We start from the raw sequence: 21,430 nt of genomic DNA, 5'->3' as shown, positions 1-21,430 counted from the left end.
CTTCACATTGTACTTTCTACTAGCGCTCTATATTCCTCTTGTAACTTTTTAAATTGTTCTTCATACTTTTGCATCTTTACCGTATCCGTTTTCGAATTAAGGAGTGGTCTTCTTCTCCCAATCACCATTATATTTTTCCCTTCTATTGCATCGTTCATATATACGTAAGGTTTAAAAAACTTACATTCCGTATATAGCAATGCTACAGATATTTTTGCATACTCTTCCACCTTAAATTGATTAGATAAACTTAACTCCCGTAAATTTTTTAATTGTATTAAAGGTTCTAACGAATCATCTTTAACCTTTAAGTTCATAAGAGTAAGCTTTTTCAAATGCTGTAATGCAGCGAGTGGTTGTAAAGTTTGCACTTTCATCGTTGTATTTATCCCACCGCCCATGTAAAAGGTATTAAGTTGCGGACACTTACTTAAAGCACTTAAATCTTCTAGCTTAGAAAAATCATCAATTAGTAAGGATTTGAGTTTGTTATTATACGCGATATCCCATAACGTCTTCGCTTTTGTATTCCAGCACATATACAACTGTTGTAAATCTGATAATTTCTGAAGGCTACTTAAATCCTCGACCCTCATTTCGTAAACGTACAATATATTTGGACGAGCATACGTAAGAATATGCTCAAATTGCTTTTGATTTACTGCAAAAATCCATAATTTCTTAACTTGTAAAGATGCTAGTCGTTCTATATTTTTTGTTTTCCCCTCAATCGCTAATTCTTCTAAATTAGCAGTAATATTTTCCAAGTCCTTTATAATCCTCGGCTGCTCACCAATCGGAAACATTTTATCCTCTCCTACAACTCCCAAGTAATATTCATCTCTTCAAATGAATCCTTACATACTTCTAATCCTTCACTATCATCCGTTCCGATCATCGCTACTTCTTCTTTAGACAACATAATTTCCTCGTTTGGATTTTTGATTTTTCTCTTATACACGAGTTGTAAAAGATCCATTTGTTCCTCTGTCAGTTCATACTCTTCTTCCAATCTTTCCATTGCTGATTCAAGATCAAGTAGTGGGATTTCTAATAAAACTCCGCCGTGCTCTTCCATTTCTTCAAATGAATCGATTGAGTATGCACCGCTATCCTCAATCCAAAAAGCTGTTGTAATGAAAGGAACTTTTTCACCTTCTACTTCTTCTAATACGTATTGAAGTGCTTCCTCTTTCGCAATGTCTATCACTTCCGAAGGTGCTCCTTCAAAATAATTTGCCGCATCAATCCACTCATCAATTCTCTCACTATTCACATCTTGAAGACATACAATTGTGTAATTCGGATGAAACGTAATTGTCCCTCTTCCACCCTGACTATCTTGCATACTATAGTTCAATCCATCCCACGAACTTTCATGCGAAAAATCAGGAGCATGTGCTACAAAAATGGCATCTGCAATTGACTTTAAAATGCATCCTTTCCATAGTTGTTCTTTACTTATATGAAAGTTATATTTACTCATTCTCTTCCCCCACATATATGTTTTTTAATATTATCTTTCGACTTCTCATTCTTTGTAAAGCGTTTTTCGTTATATAAAAATAGTAAAGCACCCTTTATCTAAAGGATGCTTTTACTATTCACCTACCAATTCTCCCTGCACTCTTCAATCAAACACAGCAAATACCTCTTCGTCATATCAGCCCGTCTCCAACGAGAGAACTTTTTCTTTTCTTCTGGATTATACCGCATTCGCTCTACCTCTTTTAATAAAGGCTCCCATTCTTTCGCTGAACGTTCTAATAAGTATTGTAATCCTCTATCTTTTGAAACGATTGTTTTATGATCTAACGTATATAAAATGCGTCCCATCGTAACGACAGCTGATTCTACCCATTCTTCTATAAAAAATAAATATGGCCGCTTCGCTTTTTCACTCCAGTACTGTTCTACGTTGTATTTCATTGTATTTACTACATCGTTCCATTGTATTTGAAACGGAAGATCTTCAGCTTCTTTCCCAGTAACTGTAATGCCTTGATTTTTCAATGTCCACCATGTGACCGCATTAATATCCCAATGACCTATATTCGCCTTACCGTCTGCACAATACACGTACTCATTCATTTCATCATTGTATTTCCCTAAGTCAGCAAGAGGAATATACATACCATCCATTCTTTTACCTAACGTACTTTTACTAAGCTTTTTATGAAATTCTATAATTTGTTGTTTTTCAGCTTCATTTACGGAATCACTTATTACCGTAACAAAATCAACATCGCTCGTCTCTATATGAAATGCTCCTAACGCGATCGATCCGTAAATGTATACCCCGACTATTTTTTCATCCGAAAAAATTTCTTTTAACTCTACTATGTACTGATTCATTAACTGTTTTACTTCTTCTGTTAGAGCCTGCTTTATTCCGTTCTCCACATCTATCCCTCCATATAAAAAGGCCTTTGCAAATTCGCAAAGGCTTCATGCTTTATAAATATTTCTCGATTTCTTCGTAAACATCCTTCAAACGAGGATTTCCTTCTCCAACTATTTCACCATTTACAAGAACAACTGGATAAAATAAATCTTCCTCCACTACTCGCTCTGCGAATGCTTTTTTATCTTCATCTTCTTGCTCTTCTTGAAAATCAATATACTCGAAATTAAATTTATTTTCTTGTCCTTCATATTTACGACCAATCGCCGCTTGTAACCATTCAAACGTTTCTGTTGAAGATGGCATTCCAACGCAGCTTGCACAAATTACTTTCGTCCCATACACTTGCACATTAACCATTTCTTCTCCCCCACTTCTTGTTTCAACAGTATATTCAGATGTCTTAGTGCATAAGCACATCATTTTACAAACTTATTCCATACCCCTATACTGAAAAAACACGTTGTACACACGATACAATATTTCGACAATAAAACAAGAAGAGAAAAAATAGATTTTCCCCTCTATCTTGATTATAATAAAACTGATGAAAGGAGTCGATAAAAATGGAAAACCCACATATGCAAGAACAAGTATTAGAAGTATTAGATAAATTACGTCCATTCTTACTTCGCGATGGCGGAGACGTTGAATTAGTAGACATTGAAGAAGGTATCGTAAAACTACGCCTTATGGGTGCATGCGGAAGCTGCCCAAGTTCTACAATCACACTAAAAGCTGGTATCGAACGCGCATTACTTGAAGAAGTACCTGGCGTTATTGAAGTAGAACAAGTATTTTAATTAAAAGCGGAAGCGACATCGCTTTCTAGAAAAGAGACCCATTTGGGTCTCTTTTTTTATTCAAATAACACTTCTCCTTTAACATCATAAAACAAAATTGGAAATCCTTCTCAAAAAATGCGATAATTAATACTATATAGTGAATCGTTCACACATATAAGCGGGATAAAATGAAAAACATAGGGGGACGACACATGCCAAGAATGGGAAACACTTTTTTAACAATTCAAGAACTAGAAAAGAAAAAAGAGTATTTATTAGACCTTTCATCGGTTATACCAACGTGGAATACAAGCTATCAATTTTTATTTAAAGAAATCCAGCAAGAATTATTGAGTAAAGTAAATGAAAAAATCGAAAGACATCAATTCATTTTAAATATATGTGCTGATCAACAGGTAGGGGCATAATGTATTACATACAATTGTAGTATAAAAAAAAGAGACCTCCATCGGTCTCTTTTTTATACTTTTATGATAGCCAATCTAATTTCCTAATCCCTAACTTATCAACTGGTAAACGAAGTGACCCGTAAAAATGCTTCATAAATTGCTCGGAGCGGTTCACATCGTGTAAAATGGCTTCTAAGCGATCTCTATATATGCTTTTTTGTTCTTCGTTTCCTGTTTGATAATATCGTTCAACCGTTTCAAAGTATTGGAGTGGGAACAGAAGCCTTGCAAATAATAAGCGCCAACCAAACGAGGATAGCGAATAATTACGTTCATAATCTGTAATGAATTGAACTACCGTTTGCTCCCAGTCTTTCTTTTTTTCTGTCATCATATGGCGAATACATTCTGCTATATCCCGACTTGGGTGGTCATATACCCAATCAAAAGGAAGTTTTAAGCGCTTCGTTTGATGCCATAATAAAGGTGTAAATCGTTCTTGGCAAATTGTTGCCGCGTCAGTTATTTGCGGTGTATCGTCCATTTCTGTATCGACAACATATTGAATTGCATTTTCTGCAACTCCTAAGTAATACGGGAAGGATTCAATGAACAATTGATCGAATACGTCTGAAGGATGGTTCATCACTTGCGATTGCCAAAACCTTTCTAATTGGTCGAGCCTTTTTTCCCATAATGCTTTCCATTCACCAATGCGGCTTAATTGCTCAACTTCTTCTGGAAAGAATGCACCACGTTTATGGAATATAGAAAGCTCACTTCCTAATGATGTAGCATGTCGCTCTAACATACGCATACCTTTTAATAAGCAATAATTTTTTTCTTCTATCTCACTTACATAGTAGCCGTGTATAGTCGGAACGAAAGTCGCAACAGTTATATCCCCTTGCTGGTTCATATAATCACTGAGCTTTTTCATCTCTACAAGTACTTCTTCCTCCATTTCTCCAATTGGAACAAGTACATAAATTTTGTTGCGAATCCAAAAGCTTTTATAGGGGCCAAGGGGGATTAATTCTTTAACATGCATGTGATAATGCTCATAAATATGCTGAATCATCGCAGTCGCCACCTATGGTTTTTCTTTATATATATGAGCTTGTGCTCGCCTTTCATTCCTATGCACATGATAAAGCAACGAAACGTATACAAATACTAAAAAGAAAAAAAGGTGATAAACATGAAAGAATCAAATCAACTACAAGAAAGAGCATTACAACTATTACAAGAACGCGGTGTAACAATTGACGATATTGCTGAACTTGTTCATTTTCTTCAAAAGAAATACCATGCAAATTTAGAGATGTCAGAATGTCGCTATAACGTTGAGCGTGTACTATCAAAACGCGAAGTACAAAACGCACTTATTACAGGCATTGAACTTGATGTCCTTGCTGAAAAGGGAATGTTAAGTCAACCGTTACAAGATATCGTAAAACGCGATGAAGGACTATATGGAATCGATGAAGTTATCGCACTTTCTATCGTTAACGTGTACGGTTCTATCGGTTTCACGAACTTTGGATATATCGATAAATTAAAACCGGGTATTTTAGAATACTTAAATGATAAATCATCTGGAAAGGTGCATACCTTCCTTGATGATATCGTTGGCGGAATTGCTGCCGCTGCTTCAAGTCGTTTAGCGCACCGTGCTGAGCATTCGGAATAAAGTGAAACTTTAATCAGTGGGGATTTTGTCCATTCCCACTGATTATTAGCCTTCACCAATCGGGATTTTACGGGCAGTTATCTCCCGCCTAACTGACTCGCATCCGCCGAATTTTGAGGTGGGAGTCTTACTGCCTGCAAATAGCGGGATAAAGTGTCTAGGCCGTCAGTTTCATACTGACGGCCTTTCGTATTCCATAAGCATAAACTCTCTTCCACGGCTCAAAAAAACAGGTCCTACTTGAAATCCAATGTTTTTATATAACCTAATTGCTCTTTTATTAAATGTCGCTACACTTAGTCGAAACATTTTTGAATTCAATTCCTCAGCAGCAAATGTAATTCCCGCTTGAAAAAATATTTCCCCCATCCCTTTCCCTGTTAAATCCGGCTTCATTCCAAGCCCGATATCTACTACATCTTCTCTCCTATATAAATTAGCATCTCTTCCGCCCGGAACTTGCGCATTTTCTCCAAAACAAAAATAGCCGATGAATTCTCCCTTCTCATCACAACAACCGTAATACGTCCCATCTAATAGCTCTTCTATTACTTCAGCCTCTCCTGAAAAACTATATAAATTGTACGGTTCCTCATACGTCCACATATTTATCTCATTCGCTTCTTCTTCTGTTAACTTATGTATTTCCATTCCTCTCGCTCCTCATCAAATATTCTATATATATTTACTCATTCATTTTCAACACTCAATTTCCCTCTAATTACAATATGCACAATTGCATACGCACACCCATTTAAAAAATGCTAAACTTTATTTGAATCGCTGTTGTTACACTTCTTGATTAAGAAAGACCGTTCACCGGAAAATTAACGTCTTATCAAATTCAAGCAATTGGCACATTTTGTCATCATCAAAGACACTCAAAAGAGTGTCTTTTTTTCTATAAGTGCGCAGGACCTGCTCATTTATAAAATAAATACATAAATTACTATAACTCTTTAAACGCATTATTCCCTTTCTATACGTTACGGTGTTCGTTGCGACAGATTCGGATAATAAAAAGCACTCCAGCCAGAGTGCTTTTTACTTTCAAACAAGGAGGTTACATATATGGATAGTACTCTTGTATTTAACTTCGGCATTGGTATTGTCATCATTTTATTCGTCTTCTTTGTTCTTTGTATGAGCGGAGTATAGCAATCTTTTATGCTGATAGCTCCTTTAAAGTATCACTTAATTTGAACTTTCTTAATTGTAATGAAGCAATCATTGCTGCCCCTGATCCAAGTATCACACTAGCTAGGGCCAATTAGAAGAAAAAGGTCATGAAGTACGCGTTCGCGATCTATACGCATTAAACTTCAATCCAGTATTAGGCGCTTCCGATTTCATCTTATTTTCTCAAGGAAACACACCAGAAGATATTAAAGAAGAGCAAGAGCATATCTCTTGGGCTGATAGCATTACATTCATTTACCCAGTTTGGTGGGCTGGACTTCCTGCTATTTTAAAGGGATACGTTGACCGTGTATTTAGCCACGGCTTTGCTTATGCTTACCGTGAGAATGGCATTGAAAAGTTATTAAGCGGTAAAAAAGGATTGTTATTATCTACAACGGGAAATACGAAAGAAGCATACACCGCAGGCGGTATGTTTGACGCAATGAAGAAAACAACTGATGTTGGTATTTTTGAATTTACAGGAATTGAAACACTTGAGCATACATTCTATACAAGCGTTCCTTCTGTGGATAATGATGTGCGCAAACAATATCTTGAAGAAGTTAAAGAGGTAGTAAATCGCGTGTTTTAATAAAAAAAGAAGGTGACTTTTTTAGTCACCTTCTTTTCATTACATCTTCTCAATCCACTCCGTCAAGTTATGCACAACTTGCGTCGGTTGTACTTCATATTCTGTTAACTTCTCCACAGTTGTTACTCCAGTGTGGACAATAAGGGTATGCATACCAGCATTTATCCCTGCTAAAATATCTGTATCGTAGTTATCCCCAACCATTAATGCTTCTTCTTTTTCTATGCCAAGCACTTTTAACGCTTGTTCCATAATGATTGATTCTGGTTTTCCAATAAAGATTGGGTCCACACCTGTTGATACTGCAACAACTGATGTTAATGAACCGTTACCTGGTAATAATCCGCGCTCAGTTGGAATAGCAATATCCCCATTTGTAGAAATAAATGTTGCGCCGTTACGCACAGCAAGGCAAGCTTTTGCTAATTTTTCATATGTGATATCACGATCTAAACCAACAACAACGAAATCAGGATTTTCATCCACAAGTTCAAACCCTTTTTCCACAAGTGCAGCGTGTAAGCCCTCTTCACCAATCATATATACAGTTGCATCTTGTTTGCGCTCATAAATAAAGTTCGCTGTAGCCATACTCGTTGTGAATACTTGCTCCGCCTTCGCTGGAATATCGAAACGAACAAGTTTTTCTGCAACTTGTTCTGGTTTACGAGTTGAGTTATTCGTAACAAATAAATACGGAATGCCGCGCTCTCCTAATGCTTTTACGAAGTCGCTTGCTTCTTCAATTTGCTCTTCACCACGATACATCGTACCGTCCAAGTCAATTAAATAACCTTTATACATCGATTATGTCTCTCCTTCTATACTAACGTTCTCACCTATCATACCACTCTTATATTAACCCCTTTTTCCAAAGAAAAAAACGCTTTACCCTAAAGCGTCCCATAACGTTCATTTTTTCTCTTTTATTTGGTACGAGCAATTACAATCGCCCACGCACATGTTCGTTAACGTTTTCACATTTGCACCTGCAAATAACCGCTTGTACATATCTTTTTCATCTTCACACACTTGCGGGAATTTCTCCGCTATTTCCTTTAACGGACAGTTTTGCTTTTCAAGTATGAAAGAGCGTTCCCCATCTCTCTTTATTTGAACCATATAACCATTTTTCTCTTGCATAGCAGCTATTTCCTGTACTTTATATGCTAAATTACTTTGATTACTTATCTTCTTTTTTAACTGTTCTTCCATTCGTTTCGTTCTCGCTTGTAAAACATAACGAAGTATTTTTTCATCGCCCATTCGAGCTAAATCATCTAATATTTCAATAGCAAACTGCTTATATTCTTTCGGGAATGTATCTTCTCCCTTTTGACTTAGTCCATACAAATATGTTGGGCGTCCAACATGCTGCCTTACCATCTTTGAATAAATTAGCTCATCATTCTCTAGTTTACTTAAATGCCTTCGGATCGCCATCTCTGTAATTTCTAAAGCTTCGGCTAATTCTGCTACAGTATGCTCGCCCTTTACCTTTAATAATTGTATAATTTCTTCTTTCGTAGTACGTGCTTCCCCCATAGCTCACCCTTCTCCCTTTTCTCTCTCATATACAATATAAGATCCCCAAAAAGTATTCCGGGGATCTTATAAGCATAATTATTCTGGTACAAATGCAGATACAGGTCCTAATTCCTTTTCTAAATAACTGTGAATATTCGCTGGGTATTTCTCTACCACTGCGATATGTTTTTGAATCGTCTTATATAATTCATCATGATTCATTTGAATATAATCTTGCGTAAGCATTTTTCGAAGAAGGATAACTTCTTTCATTCCTTGTCCTTCTTCTGCACTTATCACTCGCTCGTCCATTAAAATATCGATAATATCTTCATAGCTTCCTGGATCGCGCATAATAAATCCATCAATCATCGCATTCCCTACATCTAATACGCAATCAATCATAAGATGGGCTATGCGCTCTAATGCATAAAATTCAAACTCGGTTTCATATATCTTCTTCTCTTGAAATGTATTTGTTGCTCGTTCTAAACATACTAGCATTTGTTCTATTTTTTTTCTGTCTACGAAGTACATTCATGTCACCTACCTGGAAATTAAAGCATTTACATTTTAATTGTAACGCTTTCTTCTGAAAAAATCGACAATTTTTCGAATTCACCTTTTCTCCGTTATTTGTTATAGTTATATTTGTATGATTTTTGAAATTGGAGGAATGCAACCTTGGAACGTGAACTCGCACTAGAAATTGTCCGTGTAACAGAAGCAGCAGCCTTAGCATCCGCACAGTGGATGGGCCGCGGAAAGAAAAATGAAGCAGATGATGCAGCAACTACAGCTATGCGTGATATGTTCGATTCAGTAAACATGGCAGGTACAGTTGTAATTGGTGAAGGAGAACTTGATGAAGCACCGATGTTATATATTGGTGAAGAACTAGGAACAGGTAACGGTCCAGAAGTAGATATCGCCGTTGATCCATTAGAAGGTACAAACATCGTTGCAAAAGGTCTTGCAAATGCAATGGCAGTTATCGCAATCGCAGATAAAGGAAACCTTCTTCACGCTCCTGATATGTACATGGAAAAAATCGCGGTTGGTCCAAAAGCAGCTGGTAAAATTAGCTTAGATGATCCAATTGAAAAAACAATTGAAATTGTAGCAGAAGCAAACAATAAAAAAATTCGTGACCTAACGGTTATCGTGCAAGAACGTGAACGTCATCAAGATATTATTGACCGTGTTCGTGCAAAAGGTGCACGCGTAAAATTATTTGGTGATGGAGATGTTGGTGCATCAATCGCAACAGCTTTACCAGGAACAGGTATCGACTTATTCGTAGGTGTTGGCGGTGCTCCAGAAGGCGTTATCTCTGCAGCAGCATTAAAATGCCTTGAAGGTGAAATGCAAGCTCGCTTAGTTCCAATGAACGAAGAAGAAGAAGCTCGTTGTCGTGAAATGGGATTAGAAGATCCTCGTCAACTTCTTATGTTAGATGACTTAGTATCTGGTGATGACGCAATCTTCTCAGCAACAGGTGTATCTGCTGGTGAGTTATTAGACGGCGTGAAATTCCTAGGTGGAGATTTAGCTGAAACATATTCTATCGTTATGCGTTACAAAACAAGAACGGTACGATTTATTAAAACACACCACCATTTAGACCATAAGCCACACTTAAACTTAGATATTTAATAAAGGAGCCATGTGTATGGAAGAACGTTTCTTTCTGTACGACGATACAGTCGCTACAAAAACTCGTTTCGTTAGCTTTATGGGGGAAAATGAGCGTCATGATTTAGCGCTTTTATACTCCGATCGTCATTACGGTAAAACGATAGTCCTTGATATGCAGAGCAACAAATTTGCTATCATCGGTCCTGACGATTTAAACGAACCAGGCTACTTAGAGCATGCATTTTCTATGTCTGAAGAAATTGCAGAAGAATTACGATCATTTTTATTTGAACTTATATAATTTATCTTATACACCAGCTATTTCAGCTGGTGTTTTTTTACAATTTATATGTTGAATTTTCAATCTCACATGTTATACTTATGAACAAATCTATTTGGATAGAAAGGACGTTATCTACGTATGCCAACATATACTTTGTAATGGACCAGCAATTGGATAGCATTACTCTCAAAAAAGCACCGTGCTTTTTCAAGGGAGTAGTCTGCCCATTCCCATTACAAAGGAACGTAACGCATCTGTAGTATGATGTTTACGGAGGTTCCTCTTGGGGGAACCTCTTTTTATTTTTGTCTACTTCTTATGTCTTCATACTACAAGACATCCAAATAGCTGTATTACGTTCCTTTACCAATATATAAGAGGTGAAGGAAAATGCAGAAAGTACAACTTTCTTGGAGTTTATATGAAAACGAACTAGCAACAATCGAAAAATATTGTAAAAATTGCAGGCGTACTACCCTTTTTACCGACACGAACATTCGCAGGCATAACGCAAACGGAAAGAACATATACCGATTTGCAATTTATAAATGTCCGAAAGATCATACGTGGAATCAAAAACTTCATATTTATAAATCATTTACTGATCACGTCGAAACTGTCGATATGACTCAGCAAGAACAAACGGAAACAAGTACTACCATTTCCATTACACAATACAAAGAAAGTGGCATAGCCGAAATAACGATCGTATTAGACATAGTTTTCGGTTCCCACCGGGTTGATAAAGTGTTATCCACATATATTTCGGATTGGAGCCGTGCACTCATTGTGGAGAAAATTAAAAATGGGTACATCCAACTAAATGAACAACAAATGAAACCAAACAAAACGCTTTCTGAAGGTGATCACATTTCAATTTGTTTGTAAGGAGGACTCACATGTTAACGGTGAGAAAAGGTACGATTGATTTATTGAATGACTTAGATGTAATGTATACAGCATGCAAAGAAGCACTCTTACAGAACAAAATTTATCAATGGGATGATTCTTATCCGTCGCGAGACCATATTTTCTATCATTTAAAACAAGGTGAACTGTATTGCTTATTTGAGGATGGTTCACTCGTTGGTGCTGTCGTGCTAAACGAGTGGCAATCTCCCGAATATGAACGAATTGATTGGTCAGAAACAGACGGACGCTTTCTTATCGTCCATTCTTTCGTCATCCACCCTTTCGCGCAAGGAAAAGGATATAGCAAAGTACTTTTATCCTTTTGGGAAAGCGAAGCAAGACAGATAGGCTACAAAGGAATACGCCTAGATTGCTTTACAGGTAATCCGGTTTCATTAAGCCTTTATGAAAAAAATAATTATATTTGCCGAGGTGCTGTTTATTTCAAAAGTAAACAGCCTCCTCATAATTGGTATAATTGCTATGAAAAAAACCTCTTACAATCGTAAGAGGTTTTTTTATTTCTTCACTTTTCGTAATACGAAGTGTGCACAACCGAAGTTACAGTACTCGTATAAATACTCTGATAAAGTACTAATTTTCGTATCATATGTCGAACGTTGATTACTATCATCAAAGAATCCACGCAATCTAAGTTGCTCATAACCCCAGTCTCCAACGATATAATCATATTTATTTAAAATTTCTGCATAACGCTCTTTAAATGCTTCTTCACTAAAACCGTCACGAAAGTTTTTAATTACTTCGTACTGAACATTATTAACGCTCACCGTAGTATGAATCTCTTGCTTTTGCTCCATTATGAACTTCCTCTCTAAGCATTCTTCTTTTTATCGTATCACAAAGCATAACAACCAACAATTTCAAATACAAAAAATTGAAAATTAGTGCATGCTATGGAGAAGGAGGTGATACATCGTGAAAAAGCAAATTATACTCTCTCTCCTCACTCTTTCCTTATTTACAGGCTGTCAGTCAACTAATAAAGCCGAAATGGAACGTGAAGAAGGAAGTCGTGTTCTTGTTTCCAATAAAAACGACATATATCATACGGAAAATACAAATACACGGCTCACAAGGGTTGGCTATTCATCTAAACAAAAACATGAAGTATCTAACAAACAAGTAGGAGCCATTAACCGTGAGAAAGTCGCTGAAATGATTACAAGCATGACAGTTAAACTTCCTGACGTTGCAAATGCTGCCACGCTCGTTACTGACGACGAAGTATTCGTTGTATACCGTGCCAACACAACGGATCCGAAACTAGTAGCGGATCAAGTATATAAAACTGCTTTGTCCATCGTTCCTCGCTATTATAAAGCATATGTATCAACAAACCAAAAGTTGATTTCTCAAATTCAAGGCCTTCAATCCGGTAGCTTAAACGATACAGAATATGAACAAAGTCTTGATATGCTAAAACGTGAAATGAGCAACAATCCTCATTTGAACAATACCGGGGATCAAACTTTAAATGATATGATTAAAAAATAAAAGGTGGAAAAAACCTCCACCTTTTGTACTATTTCTTCCGATCTGCATAAACCTCCATCGCATCACACATAAACTGCGCTAAACCTTCACCAAACTTATCAATATTTTTCGTAAAACGCTCATCAGCAACATACATTTGACCGAGCCCCTTAAAAGCTTCTAATGAATATTCACCAAAGTTTTGCAAGTAATCGTACCAGACTCCAATTGCTTCTTGCGCCTCTTTAGAATCAGGGGCTCCATTTCGAAGTGTTGCTAGCTTTCTGTAAATATTATTAAACTCCTCCTGTCTCTCTGTAGACATACCCTTCGCTGTTTTATTCGCTTTATCTACAGCCTCATCTCCCCATCGTTCACGTGCTTCTTCTTCGTACGGGTTATGACTAAAATCAAATCCTTCAAATTTTTCTTTGTTCGTCATTTCAATCTCTCCTTTTGTATGCTGAATTGTTTTATTAATCGTCGCTATCACTTTATCCAATCTAGCCCGCTTTTCAAGAAGCATTTTCTTATGAAGCTGTAATGCCTCTTCACGGTCGAATGAAGGACTCATGATAATTTCCTTAATCTTCTTTAAAGGGAAGCCAAGCTCTTTAAAAAATAAAATTTGCTGCAATGTTTCTAAATTTTCATTGGAATACAGACGATATCCAGACTCTGTCGTCTCATCTGGGGTTAACAACCCAATTTCATCGTAATGATGCAGTGTGCGCACACTAATTCCAACTAAATTAGCTACTTCTTTTACCCTCATTGTCATGCGTATCTCCCCCTTAGTACATACGATAAAGTATGACGCAACGTTAGAGTCAACAAGAAATTCATTTGTTTTTTGAAAGATTCATCTCTCCACATTCTCCTACATTTCATGCATAATATATATGTACATACATTAGAAAGCGGTGAAAGTATGGTTTCAAATACTGTAATTGCCAGCATCATATTTCAACTCGTTGTTTCGATTCTGGTCCCAATTATTGTACTCGTTTATTTCCGTAAGAAATATAATATTAATTTGAAAATAGTTGGCGTTGGTGTCCTTATCTTTATCGGGTTTACCCAAATTCTCGAAACACCATTCCAATTATTCATGCGTGGTAATCCCACAACAGCTGATTTTTTAAAGAACCCATTTATCTTTTCGATTTCCGGCGGACTAACTGCTGGTATTTTTGAAGAACTAGGTCGTTTCGTTGCCTTTTACTACTTACTGAAAAAATATCGAGATTATACAGACGGTCTTGCGTACGGAATTGGGCACGGCGGTATTGAATCGATTTTAGTCGGCGGATTCGCTGGGCTTCAAACTCTTACCTTTGCAACATCTATTAACAATGGTAGCTTCGCTCAAATGGTTGAACAATACCCACAGTTGAGCCATATCAAGGACTTGTTAATAGAGCAACCTGCCTATTTATACTTACTTGGTAGCTTAGAAAGAATTATGGCATTAGTGCTGCAAATTGCCTTCACAATGCTTGTCGTATACGCGGTAAAACAAAAGAAATACATTTTCCTCGTATACGCTATACTATTCCACGCACTTGTAGACTTTTTCGCAGCACTTTATCAAACAAAAATGATTAACATCTTTGTCGCAGAAGGAATTACTCTTCTCTTCGCGATTGGTGGTTTCATTCTTATTCGTAAAATGAAAGAGAAATTAGTGAGTGTACCAGAGTAAAAAATAACCCACCAATTGGTGGGTTATTTTTTATATAGATTGTCGCAGTGATGATAACTTTCCCCCCCTCGCAACTCCCTCTTTGTTTCTGCATCTATAACGATGTACTTATGAAACTCATCTACTTCATCTTGAGAAAAGGAACCAAAAAAATAAACTTGGCGATCTGGATGAACAAACGAATCTTGAATCACCACTCTACTACAACAGCCGACAGCTGTTTTTTGTCGGAAGGTAAATTCTGCATCTTGTACTTCTTTCCATAAAATTTTCTTTCGAACACTATACGCCGCATTTTTGTATTCCTTATAGACCTTCTTATCTAACTGTTCATAAAATAGATTTTCATTCACAAACGATTTGTTTTGATTGCTCGGGTATTCTAATTCTTGATTTGATTGTGCATATGTTGTGGACAATTGTACGAGAAAACAAATACTGAATACAATGCATATCATTTTTTTCATAATTGTACCTCAATTTTTTATTATCCACATTACTTTTCCACATACTTAGATCACTATGCCCTTTCCAAGAAAAAGGAATTATTTCCATACTTGTCGAAGTATATATCGTCAACTTGAAAGATGGGGATGAAATATGAAGAAAATTATTATAATACGACATTGTTCAGCAACTGGACAAGAGCGTAATGCCGAATTAACAAACGTAGGAAGAGACCAAGCAAACAACCTTGCTACATTCCTCATAGAAAATAATCTACAAATAGGTCATATTATTTCAAGCCCTTTTGTCCGCGCTATCGATTCTATTCGGCCCTATGCACTCCAAGCTAATTTACCTATTCAAGAAGATGAACGGTTAGCAGAGCGCATATTAAGCAACGTTCCAATGGATGATTGGATGCAAAAACTAGAATCCACTTTTACAAACATAGATATTGCCTTTTCGGGCGGAGAGTCAACAAAACAAGCAACAGACCGTGCCATCTCACTTATTCAGGAAGTTTTAAAACTAGAGCATGACACAACATTACTCGTTACACACGGCAACTTACTCACATTAATTTTAAAGCACTTTGATCATACTATTGGCTTTGATGAATGGAAAAAATTAACTAATCCTGATATTTATGAAATTACACTCGATGAACAATCTATCATAAAACGATTATGGAAAGCGCCATCCAAGTAATATCCCTTTCCAATACATTCAGTTGACACTGCGAGAAGATATGGTAGGGCTGCAGTAAAACATAGAGAGGGGTATCATGCAATATGTACGAAGACGTACTTTCTTTACTACATAAAACAAATGCTTCTTATGAAAAATTTGAACACGAACCAGTACTCGATTATGAGACAGATCGCATCGTTCGTGAAAGGCTCGGCTTACAAGGTACTCCAAGTAAAAGCCTATTTTTAAAATCAAAATCCGGGGAGTACTACGTATTCTTTACGTTAGAGGGAACTCGTCTCAACCGAGGAGAGATGAAAGAAATAACAGGAGAGAGCTTATCTCTCTGTTCTCCTGACGAGCTAAGAGAAGAGACTGGCTGTACTCCAGGATGTGTAGCTCCTTTCGGTTATTCACAAGATGTAACGATTATTGTGGACAGTTCAATTTATACTTACAATAAAATTTTAATTACACCCGGTGTACCTGAATTTACAATTGAATTATCCACAGAGGAATTAAAAAGAATTTTATCAACGTGTCAAAATACAGTTTTAGAGTATAAGAAAAAAGAGAGCTAATCATTAGCTCTCTTTTTTCACTATTTCACTTCTGCTGTTTTTTCTTTTGCAGAACGTACTTGCTCGTCCGCATGATAAGAAGAACGTACAAGTGGACCAGCTTCACAGTGGCTAAATCCTTTGCTAAGTGCAATTTCTTTAAGCTCTGCAAATTCTGCTGGTGGATAATATTTAAGAACTGGTAAATGCTTCTTAGATGGTTGTAGATATTGTCCAAGAGTTAAAATATCCACATTGTTTGCACGTAAGTCATCCATTGCTTCAATTAAATCTTCTCTTGTTTCTCCTAAGCCCACCATAATGCTCGATTTAGTTGGAATATCAGGCTGCATTTCTTTTGCTCGACGTAAAAACTCTAATGAACGGTCATATTTTGCTCTAGCGCGAACTCGGTTAGATAATCGACGTACTGTTTCAATGTTATGGTTCAAAATATCTGGTTTTGCATCCATTAACATTTTTAAGTTTTCTTCTACCCCACCCATATCAGATGGTAATACTTCGATAGACGTGAATGGATTTTTACGACGTACAGCGCGTACTGTTTCAGCGAAAACAGCTGCTCCGCCGTCCTTTAAATCATCACGTGCAACCGCTGTTATAACAACGTGTTTTAAGCCCATTTGTACTACAGAGTCTGCTACGCGTTCTGGTTCTTGTAAATCAAGCTCAGTTGGCAAGCCTGTTTTAACCGCACAAAAACGACAAGCACGTGTACAAACCGCACCTAAGATCATAAATGTTGCTGTTTTCCTTACAGCCCAGCATTCATGAATATTCGGACATTTCGCTTCTTCACAAACCGTATGAAGATTCTTAGAACGCATCATTTTCTTTAAGCCTGTATAGTTTTCATTCGTGTTTAACTTAATTTTCAACCATTCGGGCTTGCGCTTATATTCTGTTTGTTTTGTCATGGTTATCAACTCCGCACAATATGAAATAGTTTACCGTGTTCGCTTCTTTCAATGTAACATATCTATTCTAACGTATGAAAGCGATTTGCTCAAATGAAGATTCTAAGATTTTTTCCAATCGTTCCCTATAATGAAATACTCCGTATATCCCACACTAAAAAGAGTGATGTTGTGAAAGGAGTCTATTTCATGCTTCGAAAAATTTCTCTTTTGCTTTCAATTTGCTTTCTTCTCCACCAAAACATCGCTTACGGTGAAGATAATCAGCAAAGCATATATGAAAAGCGCATGGCACTATATAAAGAAACCGAGCAATCTTCAGGCATTCCGTGGTATTACTTAGCTGCAATGGATCAATATGAAAGAAATATACGGAGCGTAAGAAAAGATATTCCGAAAAAACCAGATGCCATCATTTCCCTTTATTTCAAACCAGAAATATGGGCTGGACCCGTTAATAGTAACGATACTCTCCCCCATACGATTTCTCTATTTGGCGGGTTGGGTTTAGATGGTGACAAAGATGGATTTGCAAATGCAAATAACGACCGTGATTTACTGCATACAGCAGCAACTATTTTAAAGAAACAAGGAACGTCAGAAGACCATATTAACATTATGCTTTGGGAATATTATAGACGTGCAAAAACAGTTGAATTAATTACAGAATACGCCCGAATTTATAAACATTATGGACGTATTAATTTAGAAGGAAATGCTTTCCCTCTCCCAATCCACAGTGACAATAGCTACCGTAGTACTTTTGGAGCTGGAAGAAGTTTTGGCGGGAGACGAATTCATGAAGGAACCGATATCTTTGCCGGATATGGCGTACCCGTAAGATCCACTTGCTATGGCGTCATTGAAACAAAAGGATGGAATCGTCTTGGCGGATGGCGTATTGGTATTCGTGACCTTCATAATAATTATCACTATTACGCTCATTTAGGCGGGTTCTCTAAAGAAATACAGCTCGGACAAATTGTCGAGCCAGGAAAAGTAATCGGATTTGTCGGTAGTACTGGTTACGGTCCTCCTGGCACAGCTGGAAAATTCCCGCCCCACTTACATTTCGGCATGTATAAAGACAATGGCTACACAGAATGGGCTTTCGATCCATACATGCATTTAAGCCTTTGGGAACGAAAAGAACGAGCAAATACAAAAAAATAACCGTAGCGATTCGCTACGGTTATTTTTTATCCCGCTATTTGCCGGGCAGTAAGACCCCTACCTCAAAATTCAGCGAAAGCAAAGAAGTTCGGTGGGGGACGAAGCCCCCCACTGATTAAAGTTTCACTTTATATTCGCTAACTATCCGTTTTCTTTTTATCTGGTACAACAACACTTCCGCTTCCGTAATAAGTAGGCACTTCACCTTGAACAATGCGCGTCGCAATCGGAATATTTTGCTTCACCGTAATTTCCTTCGTGCGTAACGGAATCATAACTTGTAACGTCACTTCCACTTCCATAATAATTTTGATCGCTGTGTTATTAATTCCTTGCGGCTCAACTAACTGTTTAATATCCGTATTCACATGGCCAATTGGCGTAAAATTAATCGGAATATTTGGTCCTATATTACCAAGAAGCGCATTATCGGTTATGCGTCCAAAAGGAACTGACATAGATACCCCATTCTCTTCAAAAATACCAAGTGCTTTCGTATCCCCTTTTTCTACTTGTTGTAAATATTTCTCTATGTATTCAGTCGTCGATGTTAATATTTCATTTACTTGTTTTGTATTTAAATCAATTGTAGATACTTTCCCGTTCCTATCCGTTTGTACTTTCATTAATGAATCTACATCAAACCCTTCATTAATTCGGTCTTTTACCGCTTTCGTCATAACTGCTGTCGCCATTTTATGCGTCTCTGTTTCCCCATACTTAATTAACGTTGGTTGAATACTTTTATTTACAATCCATAATCCTTGAACTACCATTACGATAAAAATGATAAACGAAATAAGCAGTATATACCGAAAGGAAATCGGTCCCCTTCGAAACCGCGAATTTTTCGAACGAAATATGCTCATAAGAAAACCCTCCTTCTTATATTATTTCTATGCAAGAAAGAGGGACGATATATGCTTATCTCATTTTTAATAGTGCATCTTTTCCGATTGTGCCGGCCGTAATGCCTAAAGCTTCGGCTTCAATTGTTACTGATTCCAGCGGTGCTTCAAGAAGTTGTTCAATCGTTCTTACACCAACCGCACGGCCAGCAATAATTCCTCGATCACCTAACTTCTCATTTAAAAGACCTACATCTAATGCACCGCACATAATATATCCTTTATCGCTCATTACAGCTAGCAAATTTGTTTTTGGAAGTTTGACGCTAACCGCAATAAACGTATAGTTATCAATTATAATCAGCTCCACATTAACCATAGTTCACACTCCTCTCTTTCTTATCTGTATGACAAGAGAAAAATGAGTGTTACAAGTTAACTAGCCTATAGTTTGACGGAAGATGTATGAGTTATCAACACGTCTGTTAACACATCTCTAAGTAGTTCTGGCATATAATACTGTTTGTCAGAAAGTGTGGATAGCTCTGGGTATAAGTATCCGAATGTAAACATATCAATTGTTCCTACCGTATATATCCGGTCTAATTCCAGCGATTCCCCGTTAATCAATACATCTTCTAGTAAAATTTTATTCCCTGGAATCGTATCTGGAATGACTTCTACACCAGCGTAAATCATCTTCCCCATTACTTTTCCTCGGAACCCGAATCCTTTCACCTCAAGATTCTCCATATTCGGACGGCGCGCTTTCAAAATAACTTCTCTTAACGTTTTCCCCGGTACTTTTAATAGACACGGATTAATTGGATGTGGACAAATTCTGTGAATATCTCCGCGCGTCACAACACCTTCTTCTAACCCTTCAAGAAGTACACCAGCGTTTACCATTCCAATCTCTGCACCGCACCACGTTTTCAGCGCATTTGCTAACATGTACGAAAATGATGTCTCATGAAACCAATCGACCCGTAATGCTTCTTTTAAATGAACGACAGGCTCTGCCATAATATGTTTACTTTCTTCCTGCAACACTTCAATTGTGGATAACGGTTCGCTATAAGCACCTAAACGTTCTGTCTTAATCGCTCTACCGTCCTTTTTCAACAGCTTCTTCGTCTCTTTATCCACAGTAAGCTGAACGTGCCCAACGTAACGCCCCCACTTTTCACAACAACAAAGCAAAGTATTATTCATAAGAACACCACGCTCAAATAAATGATGCGTATGTGCACCTAAAATAACATCTATATCATAATGCTCCGCCATATATTCATCCATGCTTTTTCCAAGGTGAGACAGGACAACCGTAATATGCGCCTCATCTTTCACTTCTTCTAAAATGGATTCCAAATGAATAAGCGGATCTTCAATATGCCAGTCTAACATATGATAAAACTCTGGATATGCTACCGTTAATCCAATAAAGGCAATCGTAATCCCATCTGTCGTTGTATGTAATTTATAAGGCTTCGCCCACGCCGGACGTACACCTTCTTTTTCAAATAAATTCGCGACGAGCACCTCAAATCCAGCATCATCATATAGACGATTCAAATGCGCCTTCGCTAACGTAATTCCTTCATTATTTCCGATCGTTACATAATCATATAACGCCTCATTTAAAAGCTTCGTATTACCAAGTCCATTTGTTGCTTCCGAAATACTATGAAAACGATCCACATGATCGCCAATATCCACAGTTAAAACAGTCGCTCCCGCTTCCTGTCTTCGCTTTTTCTCCCCTTGTACAAACCGAGAAATTTGCGGCCAATTTTCAAAATGACTATGTATATCGTTTGTATGATAAAGGTGGATGATTGTTTCTTTATTTATATTCAGAGAAAAAACCTCCTCTCAGTTCCTTACTGCCATTTACGCTATACGTACGCAATAATCCTGTAAATACTTTTCGTCTTTTCTTGCTATTTTACATTGTACTCGCATTATAAGAAAAAGCCAAAGATTGCCCTTTTAATATGGAAAACTTTATTTTTTCTAATCTGTGGATAAGATGGATACGATTTAGGTTCGAGGTATACGACCTGTTCTTTCTTTCGTAATTTATTGATAAATCGATATTCCTTGTCGAAGCGTCGATATATTGAAATAATCGCCGATATATTCT

Annotated in this window: 28 protein-coding genes and 1 pseudogene; 13 read left to right on the top strand and 16 right to left on the bottom strand. The window is 37.1% G+C overall.

The window, feature by feature from the left end:
• Positions 1 to 2: 2 nt before the first annotated feature.
• The 4 genes from CDB3_RS25725 to CDB3_RS25710 form a co-directional block, all read right to left on the bottom strand.
• Positions 3 to 806, bottom strand: coding sequence for a leucine-rich repeat domain-containing protein (locus CDB3_RS25725; protein ID WP_128856418.1), 804 nt, complete (start codon positions 804 to 806; stop codon positions 3 to 5).
• Positions 807 to 817: 11 nt separating this feature from the next.
• On the bottom strand, positions 818 to 1,486 hold the full coding sequence (locus CDB3_RS25720) for a hypothetical protein (RefSeq protein WP_128856417.1): 669 nt from the start codon (positions 1,484 to 1,486) through the stop codon (positions 818 to 820).
• Positions 1,487 to 1,608: 122 nt separating this feature from the next.
• A complete protein-coding gene (locus CDB3_RS25715; RefSeq protein ID WP_256869946.1) occupies positions 1,609 to 2,409 on the bottom strand; it encodes a nucleotidyltransferase domain-containing protein in 801 nt (266 codons plus the stop codon).
• A 46-nt stretch (positions 2,410 to 2,455) separates the two neighbouring features.
• Positions 2,456 to 2,764, bottom strand: coding sequence for a YuzD family protein (locus tag CDB3_RS25710; protein ID WP_000248590.1), 309 nt, complete (start codon positions 2,762 to 2,764; stop codon positions 2,456 to 2,458).
• A 206-nt stretch (positions 2,765 to 2,970) separates the two neighbouring features.
• On the opposite strand from CDB3_RS25710, the gene CDB3_RS25705 reads away from it, so the two are divergent.
• The gene (locus tag CDB3_RS25705; RefSeq protein WP_000431159.1) at positions 2,971 to 3,207 is read left to right on the top strand and encodes a NifU family protein; all 237 of its coding nucleotides are present in this window, start codon (positions 2,971 to 2,973) and stop codon (positions 3,205 to 3,207) included.
• A gap of 194 nt (positions 3,208 to 3,401) precedes the next feature.
• Positions 3,402 to 3,617, top strand: a complete 216-nt coding sequence (locus CDB3_RS25700) for a hypothetical protein (protein ID WP_016096616.1) — start codon at positions 3,402 to 3,404, stop codon at positions 3,615 to 3,617.
• A 61-nt stretch (positions 3,618 to 3,678) separates the two neighbouring features.
• On the opposite strand, the gene yutH is transcribed toward CDB3_RS25700, so the two are convergent.
• Positions 3,679 to 4,680, bottom strand: a complete 1,002-nt coding sequence (gene yutH, locus CDB3_RS25695) for a spore coat putative kinase YutH (RefSeq protein WP_128856415.1) — start codon at positions 4,678 to 4,680, stop codon at positions 3,679 to 3,681.
• A 120-nt stretch (positions 4,681 to 4,800) separates the two neighbouring features.
• Here yutH and CDB3_RS25690 point away from each other — a divergent pair, with 120 nt between their 5' ends.
• Positions 4,801 to 5,292, top strand: coding sequence for a phosphatidylglycerophosphatase A family protein (locus CDB3_RS25690; protein ID WP_044740520.1), 492 nt, complete (start codon positions 4,801 to 4,803; stop codon positions 5,290 to 5,292).
• A gap of 171 nt (positions 5,293 to 5,463) precedes the next feature.
• Here CDB3_RS25690 and CDB3_RS25685 read toward each other — a convergent pair whose 3' ends face one another.
• Positions 5,464 to 5,943: a GNAT family N-acetyltransferase gene (locus CDB3_RS25685; RefSeq protein WP_128856414.1), complete on the bottom strand. Its 480-nt coding sequence runs from the start codon at positions 5,941 to 5,943 to the stop codon at positions 5,464 to 5,466.
• A 616-nt stretch (positions 5,944 to 6,559) separates the two neighbouring features.
• Between CDB3_RS25685 and CDB3_RS25680 the strand changes: the two are divergent.
• Positions 6,560 to 7,066 (top strand): annotated as a pseudogene (locus tag CDB3_RS25680) (NAD(P)H-dependent oxidoreductase); the annotation flags it as partial.
• Positions 7,067 to 7,105: 39 nt separating this feature from the next.
• On the opposite strand, the gene CDB3_RS25675 reads toward CDB3_RS25680, so the two are convergent.
• From CDB3_RS25675 to CDB3_RS25665, 3 genes are all read right to left on the bottom strand, one after another.
• Entirely contained in the window at positions 7,106 to 7,870 is a 765-nt protein-coding gene (locus tag CDB3_RS25675; protein ID WP_097832201.1) for a TIGR01457 family HAD-type hydrolase, read from the bottom strand.
• A 108-nt stretch (positions 7,871 to 7,978) separates the two neighbouring features.
• The gene (locus CDB3_RS25670; RefSeq protein WP_128856413.1) at positions 7,979 to 8,611 is read right to left on the bottom strand and encodes a helix-turn-helix transcriptional regulator; all 633 of its coding nucleotides are present in this window, start codon (positions 8,609 to 8,611) and stop codon (positions 7,979 to 7,981) included.
• A gap of 78 nt (positions 8,612 to 8,689) precedes the next feature.
• Entirely contained in the window at positions 8,690 to 9,130 is a 441-nt protein-coding gene (locus tag CDB3_RS25665; RefSeq protein ID WP_128856412.1) for a DUF86 domain-containing protein, read from the bottom strand.
• A gap of 147 nt (positions 9,131 to 9,277) precedes the next feature.
• Between CDB3_RS25665 and glpX the strand changes: the two genes are divergently transcribed.
• From glpX to CDB3_RS25645, 4 genes are all read left to right on the top strand, one after another.
• Positions 9,278 to 10,249, top strand: a complete 972-nt coding sequence (glpX, locus tag CDB3_RS25660) for a class II fructose-bisphosphatase (RefSeq protein WP_000439096.1) — start codon at positions 9,278 to 9,280, stop codon at positions 10,247 to 10,249.
• Positions 10,250 to 10,265: 16 nt separating this feature from the next.
• Positions 10,266 to 10,532, top strand: a complete 267-nt coding sequence (locus tag CDB3_RS25655; RefSeq protein WP_000392612.1) for a DUF3055 domain-containing protein — start codon at positions 10,266 to 10,268, stop codon at positions 10,530 to 10,532.
• A 372-nt stretch (positions 10,533 to 10,904) separates the two neighbouring features.
• Complete coding sequence (locus CDB3_RS25650) at positions 10,905 to 11,402, top strand: cytoplasmic protein (protein WP_128856411.1); 498 nt, start codon at positions 10,905 to 10,907, stop codon at positions 11,400 to 11,402.
• Between the two features lie 11 nt (positions 11,403 to 11,413).
• The gene (locus tag CDB3_RS25645; protein ID WP_128856410.1) at positions 11,414 to 11,935 is read left to right on the top strand and encodes a GNAT family N-acetyltransferase; all 522 of its coding nucleotides are present in this window, start codon (positions 11,414 to 11,416) and stop codon (positions 11,933 to 11,935) included.
• Positions 11,936 to 11,944: 9 nt separating this feature from the next.
• Here CDB3_RS25645 and CDB3_RS25640 read toward each other — a convergent pair whose 3' ends face one another.
• Entirely contained in the window at positions 11,945 to 12,247 is a 303-nt protein-coding gene (locus tag CDB3_RS25640; protein WP_000435944.1) for a YutD family protein, read from the bottom strand.
• A gap of 118 nt (positions 12,248 to 12,365) precedes the next feature.
• Between CDB3_RS25640 and CDB3_RS25635 the strand changes: the two genes are divergently transcribed.
• Positions 12,366 to 12,944 carry a YhcN/YlaJ family sporulation lipoprotein gene (locus CDB3_RS25635; protein WP_128856409.1) on the top strand — a complete coding sequence of 193 codons (579 nt, stop codon included), beginning with the start codon at positions 12,366 to 12,368 and terminating at the stop codon, positions 12,942 to 12,944.
• A gap of 28 nt (positions 12,945 to 12,972) precedes the next feature.
• Here the strand turns inward: CDB3_RS25635 and CDB3_RS25630 are convergent, their stop codons facing one another.
• Positions 12,973 to 13,704 (bottom strand): MerR family transcriptional regulator, encoded by a 732-nt coding sequence (locus CDB3_RS25630; RefSeq protein WP_128856408.1) that lies wholly within the window; start codon positions 13,702 to 13,704, stop codon positions 12,973 to 12,975.
• A gap of 108 nt (positions 13,705 to 13,812) precedes the next feature.
• Here CDB3_RS25630 and CDB3_RS25625 point away from each other — a divergent pair, with 108 nt between their 5' ends.
• Positions 13,813 to 14,628 carry a YhfC family intramembrane metalloprotease gene (locus tag CDB3_RS25625; RefSeq protein WP_128856407.1) on the top strand — a complete coding sequence of 272 codons (816 nt, stop codon included), beginning with the start codon at positions 13,813 to 13,815 and terminating at the stop codon, positions 14,626 to 14,628.
• 23 nt (positions 14,629 to 14,651) lie between these two features.
• Here the strand turns inward: CDB3_RS25625 and CDB3_RS25620 are convergent, their stop codons facing one another.
• Positions 14,652 to 15,095, bottom strand: coding sequence for a hypothetical protein (locus tag CDB3_RS25620; protein WP_128856406.1), 444 nt, complete (start codon positions 15,093 to 15,095; stop codon positions 14,652 to 14,654).
• 133 nt (positions 15,096 to 15,228) lie between these two features.
• Here CDB3_RS25620 and CDB3_RS25615 point away from each other — a divergent pair, with 133 nt between their 5' ends.
• The gene (locus CDB3_RS25615) at positions 15,229 to 15,783 is read left to right on the top strand and encodes a histidine phosphatase family protein (protein WP_128856405.1); all 555 of its coding nucleotides are present in this window, start codon (positions 15,229 to 15,231) and stop codon (positions 15,781 to 15,783) included.
• Between the two features lie 83 nt (positions 15,784 to 15,866).
• On the top strand, positions 15,867 to 16,346 hold the full coding sequence (locus tag CDB3_RS25610) for a YbaK/EbsC family protein (protein WP_097832191.1): 480 nt from the start codon (positions 15,867 to 15,869) through the stop codon (positions 16,344 to 16,346).
• Positions 16,347 to 16,366: 20 nt separating this feature from the next.
• On the opposite strand, the gene lipA is transcribed toward CDB3_RS25610, so the two are convergent.
• Entirely contained in the window at positions 16,367 to 17,263 is an 897-nt protein-coding gene (gene lipA, locus CDB3_RS25605) for a lipoyl synthase (protein ID WP_128856404.1), read from the bottom strand.
• A gap of 189 nt (positions 17,264 to 17,452) precedes the next feature.
• Between lipA and CDB3_RS25600 the strand changes: the two genes are divergently transcribed.
• Positions 17,453 to 18,436 (top strand): M23 family metallopeptidase, encoded by a 984-nt coding sequence (locus CDB3_RS25600; protein WP_128856403.1) that lies wholly within the window; start codon positions 17,453 to 17,455, stop codon positions 18,434 to 18,436.
• 137 nt (positions 18,437 to 18,573) lie between these two features.
• On the opposite strand, the gene yunB is transcribed toward CDB3_RS25600, so the two are convergent.
• From yunB to CDB3_RS25585, 3 genes are all read right to left on the bottom strand, one after another.
• Positions 18,574 to 19,305 (bottom strand): sporulation protein YunB, encoded by a 732-nt coding sequence (gene yunB, locus CDB3_RS25595; RefSeq protein WP_128856402.1) that lies wholly within the window; start codon positions 19,303 to 19,305, stop codon positions 18,574 to 18,576.
• 55 nt (positions 19,306 to 19,360) lie between these two features.
• Positions 19,361 to 19,663, bottom strand: coding sequence for a YunC family protein (locus CDB3_RS25590; RefSeq protein WP_128856401.1), 303 nt, complete (start codon positions 19,661 to 19,663; stop codon positions 19,361 to 19,363).
• Between the two features lie 65 nt (positions 19,664 to 19,728).
• Entirely contained in the window at positions 19,729 to 21,120 is a 1,392-nt protein-coding gene (locus CDB3_RS25585) for a bifunctional metallophosphatase/5'-nucleotidase (RefSeq protein ID WP_128856400.1), read from the bottom strand.
• Positions 21,121 to 21,430 lie beyond the last annotated feature (310 nt).

This window comes from Bacillus sp. CDB3, from assembly GCF_002081505.1.
Classification (GTDB): Bacteria; Bacillota; Bacilli; order Bacillales; family Bacillaceae_G; genus Bacillus_A; species Bacillus_A cereus_AT.
This window is presented reverse-complemented; position numbering and strand designations above follow the sequence as displayed.